The following is a 26,399-nucleotide window of genomic DNA, read 5'->3' as shown; positions in this document are numbered from 1 at the left end:
ATGAAAAAATGGTTAATTCCGGTAATTATCCTTGTCGTTTTAGGCATTGGCCTGTACCAATGGGCTGTAGGTTTTAACAATACAGCTGTTAAACTTAAGGAGACCTCCACCCAGACATGGGCCAATGTGGAAAGTGCCTACCAAAGACGGAACGACCTTATTGGCAACCTTGTCAAGACAGTACAGGGTGCAGCAGACTTTGAAAAAGGAACACTTACAGCTGTTATAGAAGCAAGAGCCAAAGCTACTTCGGTGAGCATTGACCCCACCAACATTACCCCGGAGCAACTCGCAAGATTCAATGAGGTTCAAGGGGGATTGAGTGGTGCTTTGAAAAGTCTATTGGTCACCGTAGAGCGCTACCCGGAGCTGAAGGCAAATCAAAATTTCTTGGAACTACAGTCACAGTTGGAAGGCACGGAGAACAGAATAAACATAGAACGAAATCGTTTTAACGAAAGTGTATTGCCATACAACAATCATATAAAAACCTTCCCCAATTCTGTATTGGCAGGTCTTTTCAATTTTGATGAATTGGCTTACTTTAAATCGGAAGCCGGTGCTGAGCAGGCACCTGACGTGAATTTCGAATTCAACTAAAATTTTATGTCCAAAGTAGAAGACTTTTTAACGGCCGATGAGGAATTGGAAATAGTGAATGCCATTGTTGAGGCCGAAAAAAATACTTCTGGGGAAATTAGGGTGCATATTGAACCTCAGTCCAATAAATCCCATTTTGAACGTGCCCAAGAGGTATTTCACTACTTAAAAATGGACAATACCAAAGAAGAAAACGGAGTCCTCATCTACATCGCGGTAAATGACAAAAAGTTTGTTGTTTACGGGGACAAGGGAATAAACAAGGTGGTTCCCGATAATTTTTGGGACACTACCAAAACTACCCTCGAATATCATTTTAAAAAAGGACAATTTAAGCAAGGCATCATCGAAGGAATACTCATGGCCGGCAAAGAATTGGAAACCCATTTCCCTTGGCAGCATAACAATCCCAATGAATTAAGCAATGAAGTATCTAAAGGGTAGCCTCCCATTACTGGTCTTATGCAGCTTCTCTATATCTGTTGCCCAATTTAAAATTCCCGAAAAGCCAAAACTTGAGGAACAGACAAGTGTTTATGATTATATAAGCCTACTTTCTCCCCAGGAATCCAATAGTCTGGAACAAAAATTGATCCGCTACTCAGATAGCACTTCCACGCAGATTGTACTGGCTATTATTTCAACTACTGACGGGGAAAATATAAACTTTTTAGGTGCCAACTGGGGACATGCCTGGGGTATTGGACAAGCCAAGGAAGACAATGGTATTTTAATTTTATTGGCCAGGGAGGACCGCAAAATTGCCATCAATACAGGATATGGCATTGAGCCACTATTGACAGATGCACTTTCCAAACGGATTATAGAAACGGTAATTATTCCGGAATTCAAGCAGGATAGATATTACGATGGCCTCAACAAAGGAGCGGACGCCATTTTTAACGTCCTTAATGGGGAGTTTAAAGAAGACCGCAGCTTTGACAAAACCCCGGGATTTCCATTTCAGACCTTATTGCCATTCATTATTTTCATTGTTATACTCATCATTCTTTCCAACAAGGGAAGAAGAGGAGGTGGCAAGGGAGGTAACCGCAAAGGAATGGACCTATGGGACATTATTATCCTAAGCAATATGGGACGAGGCGGTTATAGATCGGGGTCATCCGGCGGCGGCTTTGGTGGCGGCAGTGGAGGTGGTTTCGGTGGAGGCTTCGGCGGTGGAGGCTTCGGTGGAGGTGGCTCCTCTGGAGGGTGGTAGTGTTAATATACCAATGTGTTAATGTACAAATGTTTTAATTTAAAAATGAGGTGATTTGGTGATTTGAAAATGGACTAATGTAACAATGTGTTAAGGTATCACTGCGGAACTTAACAATGGTTTTAAAACCATTCAATCCAGAAACCCTACCAAACCAGAAACAAATCGAACAAAAACATTAATTGTAACGACGTCTACCTCCACCACTAGGTGATTTACCTCCAAATTGATCAAACTTATAGGTAAAGCTGGCCATAAAATATTGCTGGAGTACGGTACCCTGAAAATCTTGAATATAATCTTCTCCGGTGGTTCTTCTGGTATTTATATTTTGGTCCAACAAATCATAGGCCAAGACCTTTAAGGTCCCCTTATCCTTCAACATTTGAAGTCCGAGACTCATATTCCAAAATAGGGCATCTTTTTTAAACCCAGGACCAACATTGCCGTTATAGCTATATCTTAGGTCATTGCCCCATATTAAATTCTTGGGCCAATAAGTGGTCACCTTTAGTTCGGCATTCTGCGAAGTAAATTTAATATCATCCAACCCATCCAAATTATAGGTGGTATTATTAAATCCTATACTATAACCAGGTTCAATCTCTATTTTTTCCTTATAATTAAAGGTAGTTGAAAAATAGGGAGTAACATCAAAACTATTTGCTTTAAGCTCCACACCATTTGTAAAACTTACCTGCCTTCCAAAACTCAATCGTGGCCTTACATTAAATTTAATGGTATAGGTACTATCCTTCTTAATTTGCTTGGAATATCCCATTCCGCCGTACCCACTATAATTCCCGTCTATATTGGTATATCTTGTTGTCCTTAAAAAATTGTCATCCGTTGTGGAGATGGCGGACACCCTATCCTTTTGAATATCGATTCCCGAATAAATAAATATCCCACTGCGTTCCTTCCAATTGTAATTATTGTAATTAAAATCTATCCCGTGGTTAACGCTGGGCAACAAATTGGGGTTACCTATAACTACATTCAAAGGATCATTGATATTAGGTACAGGCTGTAATTGATTTACGGACGGAATATTGAGCCTAGAATTATACCTTAGGTACAAACGTTTATTTTTATCGATGTTGTATCGAAAATGACTCCTAAACATTAAATTCTTATAGGAATTGGAAAAAGAGGTATTCTGAAGATAATCTTGGTTCTTTAGATCTGTCATCACATAGGAGGCATTCACCCTAAAATTCAATTTTTCACCATTACCGCGTATTCCAAAAGAAGGTGACTGTTGAATATTATCGAAAATAAAATCGGAACTCAAGGCTGAATTTAAGTTGGTGTAGCCGTTGCTACTGGCATCATAGTCCATTACTTGTTTGGCATTGTCCCTTTGGTCATTTCTGTATTCATAACCAAAATCCAAGAAAAGTTTACTGGTCAAAGGCTGCCTATAATCTACCTCCAATTCATAGGAATTTCTTTTATTGTCCGTCTCCGACAGTTGATCTAGGTTTTCTACGCTGGGATCATCCCCAAATATTTCCCTGATCGAATTTAGGTTGGAAGTATTCACATTTTCCGAATTGTCATTGGAAAAGGTAATGCTGATCAGTTTGCCAATGGTGTCCAACTTTTTCATTACACTAAGTCGATTGGAAAAATTTCTTTGAAATCCGTCGTTGACAGTTGTCCTGTCGTTTCTATTGATCAAATCCCCACTCTCATCAGTGGACACCCTATTATTGCTGTTGATCGAATTTGTTCTATTGACACTCATGGAAGGCTGTACCGTAATACGAAACGTTTCGTCCACATCGTAATCTATATTTGCCGCCCCACGGTTGGAATTGGTAGAACCCTCGAAATTGGATACATTATCCGTAAAATATCTACTATCCGGCAAGATGTTCTCCCTACTTGTCCTTTGGTCATTATAAGAATCGCTATATCCAAAAAAGTAATTGGCATCAATCTTATATTCCCCTTTTTCAGAATTCGCGTAACTGGTCCCTATGTTGGACGAAGTAGTAATACCATTGCCAAAATTATTGATAAGCCCCGATTCCCGGGCCCCTGAATAGCCTCCACTGGTATTTCCTACCATATCATAGATCTCATCAAAAGAAAACCCGGAATTGTTAATGTTATTGGAGCTGGCAATAAAACTTACCCTTTTTTTATCGTTGAAATAATTGAGCAAGCCATTTAATTGATATCTTTCATCGGTACCATAACCCGCAGCCATTCTTCCCAAATAGCCCTTATTCTTATCTTCCTTTATGGTTAAATTAATGGTCTTGTTTTCACCATCACCAGATTCACCGGTAAATTCCTCCGTCTTGGTTTTGGTATCGGTAATTTGGATCTTGCTTATAATATCCTTAGGCAAACTTTTGGTAGCTACTTTGGGATCATTACTAAAAAACACTTGCCCATTAACCAGTACTTGGTTTACTTCCTTACCGTTCACGGTAATCTTACCGTCGCTATCCACCTCTACCCCTGGAAGTTTTTTTAGCACATCCTCTACCGAAGCATCCGGCTTGGTTTTAAAGGAATCCGCATTAAATTCCAGCGTATCCTTTTTAATGGTAATTGGCACCCGATCTCCCACAATAAGAACACCATCCAATTCCTGGGCCTGCTCTTCCAATTGCACATTGCCCAAATCCACTTGGGGCTGTAATTTAACTTTTACCTTATGTGATTTATAGCCATTATAAGAGAAGAAAACATTTACTTCTTTAAGACTTGTATCGCCTTCCAACTCAAACACCCCTTTTTGATCGGATACGGTATAGGAAATCAAGGAACTATCCTTTAAGGATTCCGCATAAATAGTAGAAGCCTCCAATGGAGCCTTAGTAATGGCATCGACGATCTTCCCACTTAAAACAAAATCTTGGGAAAAGGAATGGCTAAAAAATAAAATAGAAAATAGGAGCGAAAAGTAAAATTTCTGCATTTGATTGGTATGTCTTGTATTCTTGGTAATTTGGTAAGTCCCCAAAAATATATCAACAACTACTACGACCCAAATGGTTAACAGAACTTTATGACCCTGACTTTAGAAAAATCCCAATATAAATAAGGATTTCTATTTCTTTCTCATAAAGACCGATACGGGCACCCCCGTAAAATCGAAATTCTCCCTTAATTTATTCTCCAAAAATCGCTTATAGGGGTCCCTTACATATTGGGGGAGGTTACAGAAAAAAGCAAATTGCGGATAAGGTGTCGGCAATTGGGTACAGAATTTTATTTTTACATATTTATCCTTATAGGCCGGTGGAGGATAGTTTTCAATAATGGGCAACATGATATCGTTCAGTTTTCTGGTCACCACCTTTTTTTGTCTATTCTCATAAACCTGAACGGCAGTTTCGATGGCCTTAAAAATTCGCTGTTTCGTTAAAACGGATATAAAAAGAATGGGCACATCTGTAAAAGGCGCTATGGCCTCCTTAATTTTCTGAGTGTAATGCTTAATAGTATTGGTCTCCTTGTCATCTATCAAATCCCATTTATTCACCAAGATCACGATTCCCTTATTGTTGCGTTGCGCCAACCAGAAAATATTTTCCACCTGCCCGTCAAAACCACGTGTGGCATCCAACATAAGAATACACACGTCCGAATGCTCAATGGCTCTAACCGAACGCATTACGGAATAGAACTCCAGGTCTTCCCTTACTTTTGCCTTACGACGAATTCCGGCAGTATCTACCAAATTAAATTCAAAGCCAAATCTATTGTATTTGGTATCTATACTATCTCTGGTAGTGCCAGCAATATCTGTCACTATATATCTCTCTTCCCCAATAAGGGCATTGATAAACGATGATTTACCTGCATTAGGCCTTCCGACCACTGCAAAACGCGGCAAGTCGTCCTTTTCCTTTTCCCTTTCCGGCAATACTTTGACCAAATCGTCAAGTAAGTCGCCCGTTCCACTACCACTAATACTGGCAATAGTATAATATTCCCCTAGACCCAACGAATAGAATTCCACGGCATCTTCCGCTCTTTTACCGTTGTCCACTTTATTTATTACTAGGAAAACAGGCTTATTTACACGTCTCAACAAATTGGCTACATCTTCGTCCATTCCTGTAACCCCAGCTTCCACGTCCACCATAAAGATGATAGCATCTGCCTCATCTATAGCCAATTCTACCTGCTTATCTATTTCTTTTTCAAAAACATCATCACTTCCCAATACATATCCACCGGTATCGATCACTGAAAACTCCACTCCGTTCCAATCACTCTTCCCATAATGACGGTCACGCGTAACCCCACTAACGGCATCAACAATGGCCTCTCTTCTCTGAATTAATCGATTGAAAAAGGTTGATTTGCCTACATTAGGTCTTCCTACAATGGCTACAATAGCACTCATACTTTTAATTTGCTGCAAAAGTACTATTTATATCCGAAGAAAAAACAGTATCTTTTATCCTAATTATCAGCCATCTAGTTTGAAAGCTTTACCCAACGAAATTGTCCTCAGACCAAGGTTCCAAATTAACCTAAGTGGTCCTGCGAAACCCATATTGCAATTATTCCAAAATGCGGACACTCCGCCTTTTATCGTAAAGATATCCGACCAACATGTTTTTATAAAATTCAATAAGCAGGAATCCCATTTTTGGTCCCCTCAGCTGCAGATCGAGGTGGTGGACCAGGAAGAGGGAGATAGCATTATATATGGATTATTTGGCCCCAACCCTACCCTATGGACATTTTTTATGTTCGTGCATTTCGGAGTGGCCACATTGTTCATCATTTTTGGAGTTTGGGCCTATTCCAATAACGCCTTGGGCAAGGAGATAGGACTCCAATTGGGATTAATGGCTTTAATGGTAGTGGCATGGGTGATTCTTTATCTCTTTGGAAGAATCGGAAAAAGAAAAGGCAAGCCGCAAATGCATCAATTGCATGAGTTTATGGTTAGGCACACCAAAGAAGGAAACCAGCAGTAGTCAGTAGTCAGTAGTCAGTAGTCAGTAGTCAGTAGTCAGTAGTCAGTAGTCAGTAGTCAGTAGTCAGTAGTCAGTAGTCAGTAGTCAGTAGTCAAAATAAAAAATTATTATTACAATTGAATAAAAATTCAATGAATATAATTGAGGTTTCTCAAGAAATCTATCGGCATAGGCTCTACCCGACAATGTTTGTGTAACACTAATGTCCCCTCGAGCGCAGTCGAGAGGTCTTGCCTTACTCTTATCATTGTGTGGCTGAGCCAAGAAATTACGGGAAAGCAGCTCCCTAAGAACAATCGGGTACGACTCTAACCCTGATTGTAACCAAAGCGCTTCAATTGGTTTGGATCGCTCCTCCAATTCTTGTTGACCTTTACATAGAGCTCCAAATGCACTTGTTTATCAAAGAATTTCTCCAAATCTTTTCGGGCCTCAACACCAACTCTTTTGAGGGCGCTTCCTTTGTGGCCTATGATAATCCCCTTTTGGGAATCGCGCTCCACCATGATGACGGACCGCATGCGGATAATATCCTCGTCCTCAAAAAATTCTTCTGTATCGATCTCGACGGAGTAAGGGATTTCTTTCTTATAAAATTGAAGGATTTTCTCCCTAATGGTTTCGTTTACGAAAAAGCGCTCGGGCTTGTCTGTTAATTGGTCTTTGGGATAATATGGCGGTGCTTCTGGCAGCAATTCCAAAATTCGTAAAAATACTTCCTTCACATTAAAATTCTGCAAGGCGGATATAGGATGTATTTCCGCTGTAGGCAATTGCTCATGCCAATACTGCACCTGCTCTTCCAAGATACCCTGCTCTGAAACATCAATTTTGTTCAACAAGAGCAATACAGGAATCTTAGTATTTTTAATTTTTTCAAAAAAGCGCTCGTCTTTAAGGGCCTTTTCTCCAATTTCCACCATATAGATCAAGACATCGGCATCTTCAAAGGCCGACTTTACAAAGTCCATCATAGAAGACTGCAATTCATAGGCCGGCTTTATTATTCCTGGAGTATCGGAAAGAACCACCTGAAAATCGTCACCATTGACGATTCCTAAAATACGGTGCCGGGTAGTTTGAGCCTTGGAGGTAATAATAGATAGTTTTTCCCCTACAAAGGCATTCATGAGTGTGGATTTCCCCACATTGGGATTTCCTATAATATTAACAAAACCAGCTTTATGCGACATCTTCCCTTTTTAACCTTTATGATTGCAAAGGTAATTATATAAAGCCATCTATATCATAATAAAGCCTAAAATAACGTAAAGCACTACGGTTACCAAACCACCGATCAGGGCATAGGGCAACTGTGTATTTATATGATCTATATGATCACTGGCTGAAGCCATGGAAGAAATAATGGAGGTGTCCGAAATGGGAGAACAGTGATCCCCAAAAACGCCACCTCCCAAGGTAGCTGCAACAATTAAAGGTAGTGGTGCGCCATGGATTTCAGCCATGGGCATGGAAATTGCCATCATAATGGCAAAAGTACCCCAAGAGGTCCCGGTCGAAAACGCTATAAAGGAACTGATGACAAAAATAACTGCCGGTAAAAAAGCGGGCGACAACCATTCCTTGGACCAATTGGCCACAAACTCCCCGGTTCCCAAAGCATTACAGGCATCTCCTATGGCAAAGGCCAATAGCATTAATAAAGCCAAGGGCATTAATTCACTGATTCCCTTCAGGGTAAGATCGATCATTTCTTTGGTTTTCATGATTTTTTGAGATCGGTACATCACCATGGCTACCAAAATTGCCGTGAGTACTGCATATAGGACGGATGAAGAGCCAGAACCATTGCCTATGGCCTTAAAAAGATGATCGGCAAAAGAAGTGGCATTATCAACAGCGTCCCAACCCGTATATGCCAAATTAATGGGCATCATGCATACCATGGTCGCCAAAGGCACGATCATATTGTAGGCCTTAGCCTTGATCCCTTCTTTGGGCGCAAAAGAGGTTACCTCACTGGACAACATGGGTTGGGCAGTATCACTTAACAATTTCCCTGTTTCCCTTGTTCGTTTTTCTGCCTTGGCCATTGGACCAAGATCCTTTTTGGTAATAATTACCACAAAAACAGTAACTATGGCGAGGATGGGATAAAAATTATAGGCTATGGAAGCAAGCATGGTTCCGAACGGATTCTCTATTCCTTGGGTAAGCAATAATCCCATTATAAATGCCCCCCAAGCATTAAAGGGAATTAAAATAGATGAAGGAGCAGAACTGGAATCGGCAATATAGGCCAGTTTTTCTCTGGGAATCTTTAGTTTATCAAAAACAGGTCGATATAGTGTACCTACCGTTAAGGAACTAATACTGGTCTCCACAAAAAGTAAAATTCCGGTAAGTAATGCCATAAGCTGCACCACTACCCTACTATAGCCACTCTGTTTTTTCTCAAAATAGGTTATTACCTTATTGATCTCATTTATAAACCCTTCTACCCCTCTGGAATATTGAATAAACAATAGTAAAGCTCCTACTAGGGCACTAAACATAATGGTCCTGGTATTGCCCGGAGATTTAAAAACATTCACCATCCCCTCTATGGCCGCCAAGGAACCGGTGAGAAAATTCCAGTCATTGATGATGACCCATGAAAACCATATTCCAAAAAGCAGGGCAATATAAACTTGTTTTGTTCTGAGTGCCAATACAATAGCAATGATAGGCGGCAATATTGAGAGAAAACCATAGTTATCCATAAATGATCGGGCAAATTAAAGGTGACGGATTTTAATTAAAATCGATACAAAATAGAAAGATTTTGGACAAGGTGGACTACAACTGGCCAATTTTAAATGTTTGATGAAAATTTAACCCGATTTTAAATTAAATATTCAAAATAGATTTGGGAAATCATAAAAAGGATGTATCTTTGCAGTCCGAAATAATTCTGTCAGCATTATGAACTGGGGGTTAAAAGCCAAGTTGACTATTTTGGAAACGCACATCGCGGGATAGAGCAGCATCCTTCGACTACGCTCAGGACAGGGTACCTACTCTGACTGAAAAAAAATAAAATGACAGTACCATTAAGGTACATTGAACATACATCGCGGGATAGAGCAGTAGGTAGCTCGTCGGGCTCATAACCCGAAGGTCACTGGTTCGAGTCCAGTTCCCGCTACTAAGCCGAAAGGCCAATAAAATCAACGGATCGGGTCCTCCCTATCCGTTTTTTTTATGTCCAATATTGTCCTACTTTTACGCAAAGTACACGCAAACGTACACGTTTTTAGCATGAAATTGAAGTATTCCGAACCCAAGATCTATACCGGCGGGGTAGACATTCATCAATGGTCCAAACTCTCCGCGACCGCAAAAAAAGCAGCTCTGAACAAAGATTGGTACGTCTACTTTTCCTTCCGGGATCCGGAAACTGGAATCTTGAAAAGACAGACCAATATCAAGGCCGGTGCCAACAGCTACAAGGAGATGAGGAAACGGATAGCGCACCTAAGGACCATACAAAGAAATCTTTTCCTATTGCTCGAGGCCGGATTTGACCCCTATGGCGACAATACCGAACTGGAAATGGCCTTTATGGGCAATTCACCAAGTACCCAGGTAGTGGAAAAACCAACGCCAGTAAAAACTACGGAACCTTTGCCTCTCGCCCAACCAATCAGACCTGTGGCAGCCATTCCGTCCACTCCGGAGTTTCTTAAAAAGCAACCACTTCCAACACAACCAATCCAAGCGGCACCAACTGTTACACCAGTCCAAGTACCCGCTCCCACGCCATCAGCTCTGACAACAACAGAAATCGAAACAGAAACTGTTACCGTAAGAGAAGCTTTCGAGCTGGCCTTAAATACCAAACGAAACGTTCTAAATGACAATTCCTACATAAAATACAAGAGCAGAATAAACAGGTTTCTAAAATGGCTGGAAGAGAACGCGTTGGCGGACGGCCCTATACTGGACATCAAAAAGAAGACCGTTATCCTCTATTTGAACGAAGTACTGGACAATTCCAGTTCCAGGAACCGCAACAATACCCGGACCGCTCTTAGTTCCCTTTTCCAGGTTATGGAGAACAATGAGATCATCGCAGAAAATTATATAAAAAAAATAAACGTATTGAAGTCCACCCCCACCAGGAACAAGACCTATACACCATCCATGGAAAGGGAAATTGACACCCATCTTAAGGAAAAGGATCCCTTGCTCCGGCTATTCATTCAGTTTATTTGCTTTAATTTTTTAAGGCCCATAGAGGTTTGCCGCTTGAAGATCCAAGATTTGGACCTACAGGATGGTAAAATCTACGTAAAGGCCAAGAACAGTCCTGTAAAGATCAAGATCATCCCTGAAATACTCTTGAAGCAATTGCCCGATCTATCCAAAAAACGCAAGGACCATTTTCTATTTACACCACAGGGAATCGGCGGGGAATGGACGGCCTCCGAAAACGATAAAAGGAACTATTTCTCCAATCGATTTAAGAAAGTGAAGGACCATTTTGGATTAGGAACAGATTATGGACTGTACAGCTTTAGACATACCTTTATTACCAAATTGTATAGGGAAATGGCCAAGAACGAAAGCCCGATGGTGGTAAAGAGCAAACTAATGTTGATCACAGGCCACAGTACGATCACTGCATTGGATAAATATTTGAGGGACATTGACGCGGCACTGCCTGATGACTATTCCCATTTATTCGATTCAATAAACAAGTCAGCAGACAAAACCTAATCCACGCATGGGCACTATGAAATATTTTGGCTTATTTAAAAAGGTAGACCTAAATGCCTTGACCGAACCTAAAAGAAAGCAACTGCTGGTAAAAAAAGGCATATGGGAAACGCGGTTCCGTATTAACCTACCCAGAGATGGAAACATGAGCTTGGTAAGTGCTACAGCCGACAATGAAGTAGTCTATGTTTCCGAAAACGTACAGGAGGAACTCTATGGGTTTATACTGAAAACCTACCAAGAGGAAATAGCCGTAAACTTTCAGGATTTCTATTACCGTTTCAATGGAGCTGCTTATGGTCTGGAGCCCAAGGAAATAAAACAATTGGCGCTATTACAGTTTACCTACAACTTTAAAAAGGCATTTGACCTTGCCGTGGGTTTTACGCGCACAAAAGAAAAGGCACCGGGAATCAAGAACATTGAAAATATGCCCAAATTGGAATTAATGGAAGCCAAACAAAATGCTTTGAAAAGTAACCTAGCAGATTCCGAACTGCTAATTGAATTTTTAATGGGCCATGTAGGGTATTTTGATTCCCAGCTTGCCTTGGACAATCCCCTCTTGAAATCCATCATTGAATTTGAAACGGGATTTAAGATACTGACCAATCTCAACTTTGAATACCATTTTGAGGAAATCAGAAAACCATCCGCCCAAATTCCCGAAGAAATTCCTATTCCAAAAGAGAAACCAATGCTCTCTGATCAGGATGCAGTGGAATATTTGTTGGCGAATGTCTTCAATAAAAAACAATAACTAGAGCATAAACTTCTATAGGGTGAAGCTGTGGTGCACCCTATGGTGAAAGGGTGTGGTGCTCCACTAACAATTACCTATAAAGCACTGGTTTGTAGTCGATTAATACAAAGTGTGGCTTTATTGAAGTTGTGGTTCATAGATGGTGAAATTATTTTTTCATGAAAACTTCTTAATCAATCAAGAATATACCATTCAACGGATATAATCCAATTTTTATCGATTAAGCAAATATCAAAACCAATATTTGCTAACTTAGAAGGCTTATAACAAACTCTTGGTTGTAGTACTCCCCCCTCTTTACACCACAGAAAATTTTATTGAATTAATAGGAATTATAGGACACTAAGAAGTACTTAGGTACTGGCTAGTTAGCATATAAATGCCTAAAATAGATATAGTAATAAGTTACTATATCCACAAGTTCTGCTTCATGCAGAAAAACAACAACACTGAACAATATGTACGACAGAATTCGTATGCGAATCGCACATTTAGTCACATTTGCTTACCCTAATGCACAAGCGAATGCTTTGCAAGTAAAAGAGCCAGAATTGACCACACACAAAATAGATTAAATGGAACATTTACAAATAATATTACCATCAGTATTACTTCTAATAGGATTTTTATTAAAGTTATTGGTTGGTAGAAAATATGATATGCCTGCCACTATACAATCTGTTTGTGAACTGCCGGTTGACATCATTTTTCTTGCACTATCGTTTACAGTTGCCTTCACAATAACAAAGGTTGACAATCAATCCTCTGGTCTATTTTACTGCTTCATTGGAATAGCTACGGCAATATTAATAGTTCTACTTTGGCGTATTTCGGTTGACCAATTTTTAAAAAAAAGTAGGTGGTGGATTCTATTACTTTTCATTAACCTTTCTATTGCTGGTTTCGCAATAAACAAGTCTGTTAGTCTAGTAATTGAAACTAAAAACGTGGAAATATCAAATATTGATTATGAATCTAATCAAAATAATAATCATGAGTGATTTCTCTTACATATCAATATTACTTATTGCCTTAACAAGCGCAGTAGTTACCTTACTGACCGTACTTATTTATTCTAGACTAAGAAAATCAAAGTATAATGAAGAGAAAAATCGAGCTGTGTTAGAAAGTATAAGAAATTCAATTGAAAAACAAATGTATAGTTTAAATGATAGGTTAATTCAAACAGAAGAAAGGTGGAAAGATGTAAACCATCTTTTACTTAGAAGAGAATATATAGAAAACAAGAGTCCAATTACCAATAGTAGAAAAACTTATTTCTCTGAATTTTTAAGAGCTAATGGGATAAGTGAGAATGATTTAACCATCGACCAACGGCTTATCTTTATTCTCACGCCTTTCAATGATATATATTATGACGATTACAAAGTAATTCGAGAAGCTTGTACAAGTGCTGGATTTAAAGCTTTTAGAGGTGATGAAAATTATTTTAAAGGAGATATATTTCCAGAAATGTTAAAGTTAATTGTTAAGTCAAATCTAATCATTGCCAACATTAATGGGAGAAACCCAAATGTCTTATATGAATTGGGTATTGCACAAGCTTTAGATAAGCCTGTTATTCTCATTTCTAGTGAACCAGAAAAATTGCCTATTGATATCAAATCTAAGAGGTTTTTGATTTATAAAGACTATAAAGTGTTACAAGAAATGATTCGTCAAGAGCTAATGAATTTAATTGTTGTAAATGAGTAGGCTTCAAGCAATAGAAAATGCAGTTTCTTCAATCAACCCAGCTACTTTTCAGGAGTTGAGTGATAGTTTTCTTGCGTTGAGAAACAGCAACTATTCTGCATTTTCAAGAACGGGAAGCCAAAGTGGGAAACAGAAAACAGTAAAGGGAACTCCTGATAGTTTTCTACTTCTACAAAATGGCAAATACATTTTCGTTGAGTATTCTACCAACATAACTGCCGGAATAAAAAAATTAGAAGACGATATAAAAAAGTGTATTGACACAAATAGAACAGGAATTCCTCTTAATCAAATTGCTGAAATAATACTTTGTGTGAATTTCAACTTAACGACAGCAGAAATTCAGACACTTAGAAACCTTTTAGCTAAAACAAGAATTGGACTAACAGTTTATACGCTTGATTCTTTATCAATAGAACTTCATCTAAATCATCGTGACCTAACACATGAGTATTTGGGCTTGCCATTAGATACAGGACAAATTGTTTCAATTGAAAAATTCATTGAGGAATACAATAGAGCTTCAAAGGGAATATCAACTCCTCTAAACAATACATTTTTACACAGAAACGAAGAACTCAAAGCACTTAAAGAAACTATACTTAAGAATGATTTTATCATTTTAACTGGTGCTCCAGGAATTGGCAAAACCAAATTAGCACTTGAGGGCATTACCAATTTTCTTTCAGAGAATTTGACATTTGGAGCATATTGTGTTTCCTATAAACATCACACATTACTTGAGGACTTGTATCAATACTTTGATACTGAAAAAGACTACATACTTTTTGTTGACGATGCAAATAGAATTGACGCCTTCAGTCAAATAACTGGGTTTTATCGAGGAACAAGAAAAGGAAAATTAAAAATCATAATCACAGTTAGAGATTATGCCTTTCAGGAAATTGGAATTCTCTGCCAAGAGTTTTCTCCAAAACGACTTGACTTAGTAAAATTCACAGACGAACAGATTATAGATATTATAAAGGCACAGCCGTTTGAAATTCTAAATCAAGATTATCATAAAGAAATTGTGCGGATTGCAGACGGCAATCCTCGGCTTGCAATCATGACCGCCTTACTTTCTAAGGCACACCAAAACATTTACGTTCTGCATGACGTATCCGATTTGTTTGAAAATTATTTTTCAACTTTTATAAAAGATGATGGCGAATTTGCAAAGGCACTAAATATCAAGTGCCTTGGTTTGATAGCATTCTTTTATACAATTCCTTATAAAAATAGAGAAATCACAAGTTCCATTCTTAATAATTTTGGGATTGACTATTCAGCATTCATTGATGTAATCGATAAGTTGGATAATTTGGAATTGGTGGAGATTCAATTTGAGCATGTGAAAATTCCCGAACAAAATCTATCAACTTATTTTTTCTACAAAGCATTTATTCAAGACAACCTACTTTCGTTCGAGACGCTACTGAGTAGTTATTTTGATAGTAATGGCAATCGTTTCAAAGATTGTGTGATTCCTGCCAACAATACGTTTGGCGTTAGCAATGTAATGGACAAACTTCAACCCTTCCTGCAAAATTATTGGAAGGAAATAAAGAGCGAAGAAGAAAAAGCATTCAAGTTCCTTTCAACATTTTGGTATTATATGCAATCAGAATCTTTGGAGTTCATATTCAATATTACTAAAGGATTACCTGTTGTATCAACGCTAAAATATGAAGTTACATATGAGAACAATACATTCACTTATAATAAGAATGAAGTGGTTGAATTGCTTGGCGAGTTCCTTCGCTACACAAGAAACTTGAAAGATGTTATTGAGTTAGGTTTTGAATACACAAAGAAGAAACCAGAACATTTACCCGAATGGATTCATAAAATCAGAGAGCAATTAACATTTGACAGAGAAGACCAAACTAAATATAGATTTCAGAGACAAAAAGTTTTATTTCAAATTCTGTTTGACGGTTTAGGGCAGGGCAATTCACTTTTTACAACTGTTTTTTACGAACTAGCTAAAACATTTCTTTCATTCAAATTTCATCATACAAAAGGTGGAAGAAATCATTCATTTTTTTGGTATGACTATCCAATTCCAAATATTCCAGCGATTCAAGATTTCAGACAGAAAATTTGGAACGCTGTTGAAGTCAACTTTGAGATAAATCCAAAAGATTCATTAAATCTATTGTTGAGCTATTCAAGTGTTAGCCCCGACGTAACAAAGGAAATAATGGCATTTGATATTCCTTTTTTGATAGGAATAATTGATAAGCATTTAAACATAAACTCATTTGAGCACTGCAGGTATGTTCAAGATCAAATCAGGTGGTGTAAAAGAAATTCTGTCACACATCCATCTTTCAATTCATTGATACACAAGTTTACAAATCCGACATATGAAATATTCTTAAAGATTGATTGGGATAGGTTGAGAGATAAAGAAATCTATGATTTTGATGATTATAGAGAGTATGAAAAACTTAAAGAGGCCGAAATAAGAGGCTCATTTGTGTTTAAGATAGAAGTAGAAGTAAAAGAGTTTTACGAAATTTTTATATTCCTTAAAAAGGCAGCAAAAAATGAATGGAATTACATTACTACTCTTGACCATGTTGTTGACGAAAACTGTTCAAATAATTTTGAGTTAGGCTGTCTATTGTTGATTGAAGTAATTGAAAACAATAACGAGGCGAATTATATTCCAAGAATTGTATTCAGAAATCATTTAAAAACAGCGAAACAGGCGAAGAGAATCTGGGAGATTGTTCAGCAACAAGAATTTCTCAATAAAGGACTTTGGGAACTTTCATTTTATGAATACATAGACGATTCTTTAATCTCCAAGGAATATGTTCAGGCGTTAGTTCATACTGTCAGTAGCATGAAAGAAGCAAACATAATTCACTTTGACCGTCTGCAAAGATTCCTAAAGTTTGAACCAAAATTGTTTCAAATCATTCTAAGAACCATTGTTGAGAAGAATAGAAAGGAAGGAACACGATTACAGGTTTGGATGGACTTTTTCAGCACTCACTTTGAACAATTGGGTGACGATATTGAACTTATCAAGAAAGCGTATTTGCAGCAAGACAAAATCTATAATCATTTTGACTATGAAGGAAAAGGTTTTCTAAATATTTTGAAAAAAGATTCCGAATTCCTAGTTGAATATGTAAATAGTTTGTATTCAGATAAGCATTTTGGAATTTCAAGCGATTATAAAAATTTTGCATTTGTGTGGGAAGTGGAAAATATTGAAGAGGTATTGAAATCTGTTTTTGATTTAGTAATTGACAAAGAACCATACTTCGGAATCCTTGACCATTTCTGTAATTCATTTTTCAGAAACATACAAGGCGAACCAAAAGATAGAGCAAAGAGCTTTCTTCTTGCTTACTGCAAAGAAAACTTTTCTGATGCTAATAAAATGAATGTACTTATTGATATTGTAAGGCATTCAATGAAAGAAATGTTTGAAGAAATCTTGCTGTTATTTCTTTCATTAAGTCAAGACACAGAAATCTTCTCAAAGATTTGGTGGCGTGGGAACAGAACAAGCGGAACAGGTAATGTGATACTTGCTGACATTGAAATGGCAGATTGGAGAAACATCCTTTCGATTGTTGAAAAATCAACTGTTGGAATAAAACTCATTCCAATTAAGAGATACTTAAACGAACGAATTGAATATTGTCAGAAAAGTGGTGATTGGGAAAGACAAAGACGATTTTTAGAACGATACTAAAATGCCCGTACCTCACAACCATACATATTGCCAAGCCGCTCAAAGCGAACACCCAGGCCAAAGCTTGTCAAAGAGTGTGTGTGAGCTAACGCGGAGAGAAAAAAGCACAAAAATACAACTACATATATACGCAATGCCCTTCGGGACACAGCCCATAGTTAAACCGTTAGACAAATTAATTAGATCAACTAACAATAGTTTTTCAATAAATAGCTTTTCTTCAATTTTCATATGAAATACAAGAACAACCAGATTATTTATAGCCCTTCCGATCTATCTTCTCACAGCAGCTGCAAACATCTTACTCAGCTCAACAAACAGCATTCAAGAGGCGAAATTGCAGATCCTGAAGTATACACCAATCGTGTATTGCAAATGCTGAAAGATAAAGGTATAGAGTTTGAAGAGAATCACCTTAAAGAGATCTCGGTTCAAGGAAAAACTGTATCAGAAATTAGTACTGACGACCCCCATGCTGAAAAGCATACCATAGATGCCATGAAAGCTGGTATGGATGTTATTTACCAAGCAAGGTTGAAAGAAGATGGTAAATGGAGCGGATGGGCTGATTTTCTAAAGAAGGTGGATAAACCAAGTGATTTAGGAGATTGGTCTTATGAGGTGTGGGATACCAAACTGGCGAATGAAACCAAGGCTGGTACAATTTTACAAATTGGCCTTTATTCAGAGCGCGTAGCACAAATCCAAGGTATAACTCCAGAGTATATGGGTGTTATAAAACCTGAAGGTGAAGAATACTATCGCTATGATGAACATGCGGCATATATGCGGGTTGTGAAACGGAATTTAGAAGAAGCAATTGCAAATGATGAGGAGACCTACCCTGAGCCAGTCGGCCATTGCGATATCTGCAGATGGTGGAAGAACTGTAATGCTATTAGACGAAAAGATGACCACCTAGCCTTTGTGGCTGGAATGGGTAAATCACAAATGAAGGAACTAAATTTGCATGATGTTGACACCCTGGATAAACTGGCCAATCTCGATTTACCTGTGCCTTTTGATCCTTCTAAAGGTGTTAAAGAGACATACAACAAACTTCGAGAACAGGCGCGTGTACAGCATACGAGCAGACAAAACGGTTATGAACCTTATTACGAAACTTTAGACATTGAAGAAGACAAAGGCCTGAACAAACTACCAGAGCCTTCCTTGAATGATATTTACCTCGATTTTGAAGGCGACCGGATGGTTGAGCCAGATGGTCTTGAGTACATGATTGGTTATGTGCACCAAGGTGTATACCATGCCTTCTGGGCTAAAAATGAAACTGAAGAAAAAGAAATTTTTGAGCAATTCATTGACTTTGCCTTTAAGCTAAAACAAGAAGACCCTTCACTCCATATATACCATTATGCACCTTACGAAGTCACAGCTTTTAAACGGCTAATGGGTAAATATGCATCGCGTGAAAATGAAATTGATAATTTTTTAAGATCAGACACATTTGTAGATCTCTATAGTGTTGTTCGGCAGTCTGTACGAGCTAGCGTTGAGAAATACTCAATCAAAGACTTGGAAGCGTTCTTTGGGTACGAGCGCATGATGGATTTGCGTAAGCTATCAAGTCATAAATCACAACTGGAGTTACTTCTTCAAACAGGGAATATTGATAATTTAACAAAGGAAACCAAAGATGCCGTCCAACTATACAATCAAGATGACTGCGAATCATTGGTTCGCCTTCAAGCATGGTTGGAGGATATTCGTGCCAAGCTAATTGGCAAAGGCGAAAACATTACAAGACCTGAAGATGGCAACGGTGATGCCAGTGTTAATATCACTGAGCATCAACAGCGCATTCAACCCATTATGAATGCTCTACTCGATGGTGTACCTCCAATAAAGATTGATCGAAGCGAAGTTGAGCAGGCTCGATATATTCTGGCTCATATGCTTGATTGGTATCGCAGAGAGAATAAGTCATTTTGGTGGGAGTTTTTCCGATTAAAAGAACTTCCCGAAGATGAGCTCTTGGAAGAGCGAAAGGCAATTTCCTTTCTAGAGTATACAGGTAATCGAGAGCCTGAAAAAAGAAGTGTAGTTGATACCTATACATTTCCTCCTCAAGAATGTGATTTGCGACCAGGTCAGACTGTAGAAGATCAGGAAGGCAATAAGCTGGGTACCATTCATGAGATTGACATTGATACGGGTATACTCCGAATCAAAAAAGGGCCATCTAAAATCGACATGCCTCACCCCATTTCCGTTATGAGTTTGGAAAGCGTCAATTCCAGCTCCAAAGAAGAAGCCATTATCAGGTTGGCAGAATGGGTTGTAGACAATGGTATGAATAGCGATCATGGGACATACCGAGCAGCAAGACAAATGCTTATGAATACCCCTCCAAGTTTAACGGAGGAACGGATTAATATTGAAGATATATTGGAGCGAACTTTTGACTTCGCAGCCAAACTTGATCAAAGCTATTTACCAGTTCAAGGTCCGCCTGGTGCGGGCAAGAGTTTTACGGGAAGCCACCTTATTATGCGTTTGGCTCAACAAGGAAAGAAAATAGGAATTACTGCCCTTAGCCACAAAGTCATTACAAATTTGTTAACGAAAGTTTGGGAGGTAGCTCAAGAGGAAGGATTTATCATTCAAATGACACAGAAAACCGAGCCTGATTCAGATAACCCTTCTCCTTGGACAGTTAGCATGGATGAAAATACTATCCAAGCAGCCATAGGCAATGTGGACGTTATTGCCGGAACTTCATTTTTGTGGAGTAAACCACCCTATGAAGGTAGCGTGGATTACCTCTTTGTTGATGAAGCTGGCCAGTTGTCTTTGATTGATACGCTTGCTGTTTCGCACTGTTGCTCAAACCTCGTTCTTTTGGGCGATCCACAACAATTGCAACAACCCCAACAAGGCGTACATCCGGACGGCACCGAAGTATCGGCTCTGGAACACGTGTTGCAGGGCGAGAAAACCATTTCTGATGAACGAGGTGTCTTTTTAGATGAGACCTGGCGCATGCATTCATCTATTAATGTGTTTGTGTCTGAGCTCTTTTATGAGAACAGATTACAATCAAAAGAACATCTTGACCAACAGCAGATAATAGGCTCAAAGTACGCTGGAGCCGGATTGTACCTTGAGGAAGTTGAACATACTGGAAATACCAACTCATCTTCCGAAGAGGTTGATAAGGTAGTGGAGATTGTGGAACATCTTACTTGTGGCGATATAGGTTTCATCGATGAAAAGGGTGAAGAAGCAACTTTAACGGCCAGTGATATTAAAATCATTACCCCCTACAATGCACAGGTTCAGGCCATCAAACAACGATTGCCCAATTTGGAGGTTGGCACGGTTGACAAGTTCCAAGGCCAAGAAGCTCCCGTAATAATCTATTCTGTAGCCACTTCCAGCCTAGAAGAAGCCCCACGTGGAATGGACTTTCTATTTAGTCCCAACCGATTTAATGTGGCCGTTTCGAGGGCCCGTACGCGATTTATTATGGTGGCTAACCCAGCTATTTTTGAAGCGGAGTGTAAAAGCCCTCACCAAATAAAGTTGGCGAATGCGTTTTGTAGATTTAAGGAACTTTCGCAGTGAATCCGAGCCTAGAAATTAAATTATAAATGTCGAACAATACCTATAAGCAATAGCCAAACCGTTATAAAATATTTTAGCCTAAATAGAGGGAATGGAATTAAAAACTAAATAATCAGCGACCATAAACAATCACGATGGAGAATATTAGGAATTTCACTTTTGATAAGGTAAGGTCTGGAAGTGCTAGTAACACTGGCGATTTATTCAATGAACTGATTAAATCACAATTTGATAACGTTGATACTATAAAACACATTCATAAGGCCTTAATAAATTATATGAGTATTGAAAATCCTGTTTTTTTCTTAAGACTATACGGTTCATATTCAAAAGACAATTACGATTTATTAAGGCGTGGATTTCTGACAAAATACCCCAACGGTATTAACATGTCATTTTGCGACAATACTTTTTCCCTACTTTTTACCGGTCTAAAACTCGCAAATATTGCTTACTCAGAGTTTGATTTGAGAAACTATCTTACTCAGAGGCAAGTAGTAGTAGGGTTTGGACAAACATCCAATGAAAAAAAACGATGTTATTATTCCCCTAAAGGGGCATTAAGAGCTTACCTGAACACAAAAGGTTGGTATCAAGCTCATATTAAACCCACGGGCTATGGTTATGAAGATCTAGATTTAAAAAAATTATTTTACAATCCCCCACGAGAGGAATACCATATTGAAAGGAAAATCAGATATGCGAACCAAAACCTATCAAATGATCAATTAAAAATTTTAAAAGCTCATTTTTTGAGGCTAGTTCATCCTTTTAATTCGTTTTTAGTACCAAAAAGAAATCACTTAGAATACAATGGAACCAACATTGGTGAGGAAAACGAATTAATAAATTATGTTAGATGCTATATTAAAAACACATTTCCCTCAGAATATAATGATTTTGATAAAATTTCTATGGAATATGAAATTGATAGGGCAAGCACTTCAATATCCAATATAAAATGGTTTGATAAGCCAAAAAATTCAAAGCAAACAATACCAAAAATGCCTTTGAATGAACATACTGAAAAAATTATTAGGAACGCAACAAAAGAGAGCGGCGTTTCGGAAAGTACATCAGATATCAACTTGGAAAAATCATTAAGGGCAATCGGAAAGGAAATATTTGCAGTTATTTTATTCCCAGAATTATCAAAAAACATTGACGTAAAATATGACGAGATAGCGAAAAAGTACCAGACTTATAAAAGTTTTACGATCAACTCACAACGCTCTAGATTGTCTAAAGCCAAGTCAATCTTTAAAGCAGGGGAAGAAACAGAAGCATTATTAAACGTTTATGATAGCAATAAAATTAAAACCGAAGTGAAATCACAAATATTTAAATTCATTAATCCTAACGGTCACTAACGCCGTGTTCAAATGCGTTGAACACGGCAAATACTAACCATTAACCCCCGTCTATAATGACAATGTCAAAAATGAAGCTTCACGATGCAATAGTAAAAGTTATTGAGCATAAAGGAACTCCAATGACAACCTCAGAAATTGCGGACGAATTGAATATCAATAAATGGTATCAAAAAAAGGATGGCTCTGATATAACTGCTTTTCAGATACACGGTAGAACTAACAATTATGAACATTTATTTAAAAGAAATGGTACAACAGTTAGCCTCATTAAGGTTTCAACAAATCAAAAATCAATTAGACCTCCCAAATGGCATAGAGATGAAATAATATTAGCACTTCAACTTTATCACAGCCTTGAGGCTAGAGAAATGGACAGCAACAACCTGAAAATCATTGAAGTTTCCGAAATCTTAAATAAATTACCTATCCATACATCTAGGAAGGAACATATTAATTTTCGCAACCCTAATGGGGTTGCGATGAAACTAAATAATTTTAAGGCCATTGACCCCAATTATGAGGGCAAAGGAATGGACCGATATAGTAGACTAGATAAGGAAGTTTTCTTTGAGTTTCAAGACAATATTTCCGGTTTAAATAAATTAGCTGAACGTATAAAAAGTGCCATTTCGGACGAAGAATTATCAAATAAACTATATAGTATTGGTGAGGAAGAGGATGATGAATCTCATGAAGTGCGCGAGGGGAAAGTAATCTACAAACTGCATAAACTTAGAGAACGAGATTCTAAAATCAATAAAAAGAAAAAGGAAGTATATTTAAGGAAATACGGTAAGTTAGACTGTGAAGTTTGCGGTTTTGATTTTTATGAAATATACGGTAAAATCGGAAAAGGATTTATTGAAGCGCACCATCGTATTCCATTATCTGATTTAGATGGAGAATCTACAACTAAATTAAATGACTTAGCATTAGTTTGCTCCAATTGTCACCGTATGCTCCATCGGGAAATTGATTCGCTCAGTATAACGGAACTTAGTAAATTAGTAAAAAGAGATATCTAGCCTATATAAGGTAAATAGAGTACAAAAGGGGTGAATTTAAATCAGGAATCAAAAATATAAACTGGTTTTTGGCTCATTGCTGACAATTTTTTGCAGAGACCATAAAAAGTGTAGAGCATTCGATCATGGACGATAATTTGATAAATACATTTAACCGTGAAATAAAATGTGAATACCGTGATGAAGAGTATTTGGTTAGGGATAATGGGGCCATTTTTAGATTAAAAAAGAAGGGTAAAAGAAATAGACCATTAGACGAAAAATGGACTTTTGGAAGACCTGATAAACAGCATGGTTATTTTAATTTTTCATCGGTAACGGTTCATAGAATTGTTGCAACTGCTTTTCATGGTAAGCAACCATCAGAAAAACATATTATAGACCACATTGACACTAATAAGAAAAATAATAGACCTGAAAACTTATGGTGGATTACTAGATTGGAAAACATCTTACTAAACCCAATAACTCTTTCAAGAATAATTTTCAAGTATGGTAGTATTGACTATTTCCTTGCAAATCCAGCTAAACCCATAGACGGAGAACTTGAACAAAATTATGATTGGATGCGAACGGTGACAAAAGAAGAATCTAAAAACACCAGAAAGAATTTAATTAATTGGTCTAAAGTAGGTAAAATTCCTAAAGGAGGACAATTGGGAGAGTGGATACACACAAAACTAAATCCTGATTTTGTACAATCTAATACAATTTCTCAGAAGAAACCTAAAAACCCTAATATTCCTAAAATTATTGGAGAGAATCCAATTCAAACTTATTATGATAATTTAAATAAAGGAGATATACTTTTCTGTCAAGATGAAGAAATACATTTTGTTTTAGAAAAAGAAATAACCAACAGCCTGCAAATGAAAGTTACTGCAATCCAGGATCTTTCCGAAAGTCACATTGCTATTTGGGTGTATGAAATAACTTATAATGGTAGATTCTACGAACATATACGCAGAGATGTGTTTTATAGAAAGCCAACGGAAGATTATCGAAATATTTTAGAATTATTTTCCAAGTAAAAGAATAAAATAAATAATTAATCTTATACAATTAGAATAAAAAACTAGGCACACAACGTGTCCTATGAAAAGTACTAGTCCAGTTCCTTAAGGTTAATATTCTATTTTTTATTAATCTATAATATAGATTTTGAGGTGTTGAATTACCGGCTTGTATGGAGTAATTTATTTCTTATTTAGCGTAGATGATATTTTAATCAGAATAGCAGGATTCTTTGTCGCACTATTTAACACGCCAAAGCTCCGTACGTGCACCATAGGGTGAAACCTAAAACACCATAGGGTGAATTAAAATTAACGCCGGATAATTAATAAAAAGCTACACAACTTAAGAGGGTTAAAGTAGGGTGCATCCTATGGTGATGGTGTGGTGAATTTCACTGCATGGGCTATGGTTAAACTAGGATATTAAAATACCATACTAGCAATTAATACTTGATTATTAGATAGTTATGTAAACATAAGGTTATTTAATAGAGGGTGTGGTGCACCCTATGGTGAATTTCAAGAAACGGGTTGTGGTTAAAGGTTAGATCTTCTTTATTATTATTGTCGGTTTTACGGCTTTTTAGGCAAGATAATCAGATTCAAAATCCTTCAACATAGCAGCAGTCATTTTTCTGGGAAAGGTCCATCGGCAGGTCTATTTCCACACCTTGATAGCCGGCCAATTTTACTTTATTTAAAAAACTGCGCATGATACTTCTGAGCTTCCACAGCGGGGGTATATAAATTCAAGATTGATTTATTTAATCTTGTTTTTAGTAGACAAAATCAGTTTTGAAATTGGATGACAGAAATAGACTGCCTAAGTCCTTTTTTTTCTTGCCCCTGTATGATCTACCCCTTGCTCCCTTTCCAGCTCAATCATTTTTTGTGGCCTGAAATTTAAGATTAGGGCCCTTCGTTGCATATCAGTAGTATTGCCCTTGCTAAAGTGAAGCGTATACCCATCATGAAAAGTACATCCACCAGGATGTAGGGGAATGCATTTTGCTTGGGTGGTGTCGGTTTCACAATAAAGAGCTCCTCCATTGGGTAAATTTTTATGTGGAAATATGGTAATCCCTTCCTCTTTAGGGACAAACCACATACAGCCATTTTCTTCGAATACCTCATCCAAGGCTATCCAACAACTTGCCGATCTTTTATCGGGCAAATCAATCCAGTAGGCAGCATCTTGATGCCAAGGGGTTGGAGTATTGGTATGGGGAGCCTTATTGATCATCATATCAAAGTCAAGCGCCATATCGGCTCCTAGTATATCCTTTACTAGTTGCAAGGCTTTTTCGTAAGCCTTGTTGTTGAGCAATGCGGGATTGACACTACTTGGCCTCATAATTTGTGTGATGCGTTCAACCTTTTCGCCAGCGGTATTTACTGCACCAGCAAGATCGCTACGTAAATTGGCAGTTGCAATTTTGTCTTGGAGCAATTCATCATAAATAGTTCGTAAAGCTTTTACCTCTTCCAATGAAAGCAAAGCATCTATTTTGATATAACCTTGTTTACTAAATTTAGATCGTATTTTTTCCATTGATCAATAATTAAAGTTTATAATATGACCGAACAATGCTCGGAACTCTTAGGTTTTTTTCTACATTCCTAGTGTTTTTATCTTATTGGACCTGGCGCTATTAATTATTATCGACCACAAACGTCTTTAAAAACAAATGGTTTCTT

Annotated in this window: 18 protein-coding genes and 1 tRNA gene; 14 read left to right on the top strand and 5 right to left on the bottom strand. The window is 37.7% G+C overall.

Annotated elements, in window-relative coordinates; genetic code table 11:
- Genes CWD91_RS04955 through CWD91_RS04945 form a run of 3 tightly spaced genes read left to right on the top strand, consistent with a single transcriptional unit; the run spans position 1 to position 1,819 of the window.
- Positions 1-600 (top strand): LemA family protein, encoded by a 600-nt coding sequence (locus CWD91_RS04955; RefSeq protein WP_103439796.1) that lies wholly within the window; start codon positions 1-3, stop codon positions 598-600.
- Positions 601-606: 6 nt separating this feature from the next.
- Positions 607-1,044: a TPM domain-containing protein gene (locus CWD91_RS04950; RefSeq protein WP_103439795.1), complete on the top strand. Its 438-nt coding sequence runs from the start codon at positions 607-609 to the stop codon at positions 1,042-1,044.
- On the top strand, positions 1,025-1,819 hold the full coding sequence (locus CWD91_RS04945; RefSeq protein WP_103439794.1) for a TPM domain-containing protein: 795 nt from the start codon (positions 1,025-1,027) through the stop codon (positions 1,817-1,819). The genes CWD91_RS04950 and CWD91_RS04945 overlap by 20 nt, the downstream gene beginning before the upstream one ends.
- A gap of 178 nt (positions 1,820-1,997) precedes the next feature.
- On the opposite strand, the gene CWD91_RS04940 is transcribed toward CWD91_RS04945, so the two are convergent.
- The gene (locus CWD91_RS04940) at positions 1,998-4,757 is read right to left on the bottom strand and encodes an outer membrane beta-barrel protein (RefSeq protein ID WP_103439911.1); all 2,760 of its coding nucleotides are present in this window, start codon (positions 4,755-4,757) and stop codon (positions 1,998-2,000) included.
- Positions 4,758-4,889: 132 nt separating this feature from the next.
- Positions 4,890-6,194, bottom strand: coding sequence for a ribosome biogenesis GTPase Der (gene der, locus CWD91_RS04935; RefSeq protein ID WP_103439793.1), 1,305 nt, complete (start codon positions 6,192-6,194; stop codon positions 4,890-4,892).
- A 79-nt stretch (positions 6,195-6,273) separates the two neighbouring features.
- On the opposite strand from der, the gene CWD91_RS04930 reads away from it, so the two are divergent.
- On the top strand, positions 6,274-6,777 hold the full coding sequence (locus tag CWD91_RS04930) for a GTP-binding protein (RefSeq protein WP_103439910.1): 504 nt from the start codon (positions 6,274-6,276) through the stop codon (positions 6,775-6,777).
- A 308-nt stretch (positions 6,778-7,085) separates the two neighbouring features.
- Here the strand turns inward: CWD91_RS04930 and era are convergent, their stop codons facing one another.
- On the bottom strand, positions 7,086-7,970 hold the full coding sequence (era, locus tag CWD91_RS04925) for a GTPase Era (RefSeq protein ID WP_103439792.1): 885 nt from the start codon (positions 7,968-7,970) through the stop codon (positions 7,086-7,088).
- Between the two features lie 48 nt (positions 7,971-8,018).
- Positions 8,019-9,500, bottom strand: a complete 1,482-nt coding sequence (locus CWD91_RS04920; RefSeq protein WP_103439791.1) for a Na+/H+ antiporter NhaC family protein — start codon at positions 9,498-9,500, stop codon at positions 8,019-8,021.
- 352 nt (positions 9,501-9,852) lie between these two features.
- On the opposite strand from CWD91_RS04920, the gene CWD91_RS04915 reads away from it, so the two are divergent.
- The 10 genes from CWD91_RS04915 (at position 9,853) to CWD91_RS04870 (ending at position 24,716) form a co-directional block, all read left to right on the top strand.
- Positions 9,853-9,925 (top strand) — tRNA-Met (locus tag CWD91_RS04915).
- 113 nt (positions 9,926-10,038) lie between these two features.
- Positions 10,039-11,499 carry a tyrosine-type recombinase/integrase gene (locus CWD91_RS04910; protein ID WP_103439790.1) on the top strand — a complete coding sequence of 487 codons (1,461 nt, stop codon included), beginning with the start codon at positions 10,039-10,041 and terminating at the stop codon, positions 11,497-11,499.
- Between the two features lie 7 nt (positions 11,500-11,506).
- Positions 11,507-12,259, top strand: a complete 753-nt coding sequence (locus CWD91_RS04905; RefSeq protein ID WP_103439789.1) for a hypothetical protein — start codon at positions 11,507-11,509, stop codon at positions 12,257-12,259.
- Positions 12,260-12,837: 578 nt separating this feature from the next.
- Positions 12,838-13,263: a hypothetical protein gene (locus CWD91_RS04900; RefSeq protein WP_103439788.1), complete on the top strand. Its 426-nt coding sequence runs from the start codon at positions 12,838-12,840 to the stop codon at positions 13,261-13,263.
- Positions 13,256-13,978 carry a TIR domain-containing protein gene (locus CWD91_RS04895; RefSeq protein ID WP_157943719.1) on the top strand — a complete coding sequence of 241 codons (723 nt, stop codon included), beginning with the start codon at positions 13,256-13,258 and terminating at the stop codon, positions 13,976-13,978. The genes CWD91_RS04900 and CWD91_RS04895 overlap by 8 nt, the downstream gene beginning before the upstream one ends.
- Positions 13,971-17,699, top strand: a complete 3,729-nt coding sequence (locus CWD91_RS04890; RefSeq protein WP_103439786.1) for an nSTAND3 domain-containing NTPase — start codon at positions 13,971-13,973, stop codon at positions 17,697-17,699. The genes CWD91_RS04895 and CWD91_RS04890 overlap by 8 nt, the downstream gene beginning before the upstream one ends.
- Positions 17,700-17,930: 231 nt before the next feature.
- Entirely contained in the window at positions 17,931-21,287 is a 3,357-nt protein-coding gene (locus CWD91_RS04885; RefSeq protein ID WP_103439785.1) for a TM0106 family RecB-like putative nuclease, read from the top strand.
- A gap of 134 nt (positions 21,288-21,421) precedes the next feature.
- Positions 21,422-22,657, top strand: a complete 1,236-nt coding sequence (locus CWD91_RS04880) for a hypothetical protein (RefSeq protein WP_103439784.1) — start codon at positions 21,422-21,424, stop codon at positions 22,655-22,657.
- 71 nt (positions 22,658-22,728) lie between these two features.
- Complete coding sequence (locus CWD91_RS04875; protein WP_205164596.1) at positions 22,729-23,685, top strand: HNH endonuclease; 957 nt, start codon at positions 22,729-22,731, stop codon at positions 23,683-23,685.
- Positions 23,686-23,810: 125 nt separating this feature from the next.
- Entirely contained in the window at positions 23,811-24,716 is a 906-nt protein-coding gene (locus CWD91_RS04870) for an HNH endonuclease signature motif containing protein (RefSeq protein WP_103439783.1), read from the top strand.
- An 808-nt stretch (positions 24,717-25,524) separates the two neighbouring features.
- Here the strand turns inward: CWD91_RS04870 and CWD91_RS04865 are convergent.
- The gene (locus CWD91_RS04865; protein ID WP_103439782.1) at positions 25,525-26,253 is read right to left on the bottom strand and encodes a phytanoyl-CoA dioxygenase family protein; all 729 of its coding nucleotides are present in this window, start codon (positions 26,251-26,253) and stop codon (positions 25,525-25,527) included.
- Between the last annotated feature and the right edge of the window lie 146 nt (positions 26,254-26,399).

The sequence above is a fragment of the Arenibacter hampyeongensis genome, from assembly GCF_002909255.1.
GTDB classification, from domain to species: Bacteria; Bacteroidota; Bacteroidia; order Flavobacteriales; family Flavobacteriaceae; genus Arenibacter; species Arenibacter hampyeongensis.
The sequence above is the reverse complement of the archived record's forward strand: the minus strand, read 5'-3'. Positions and strand labels throughout refer to the sequence as shown.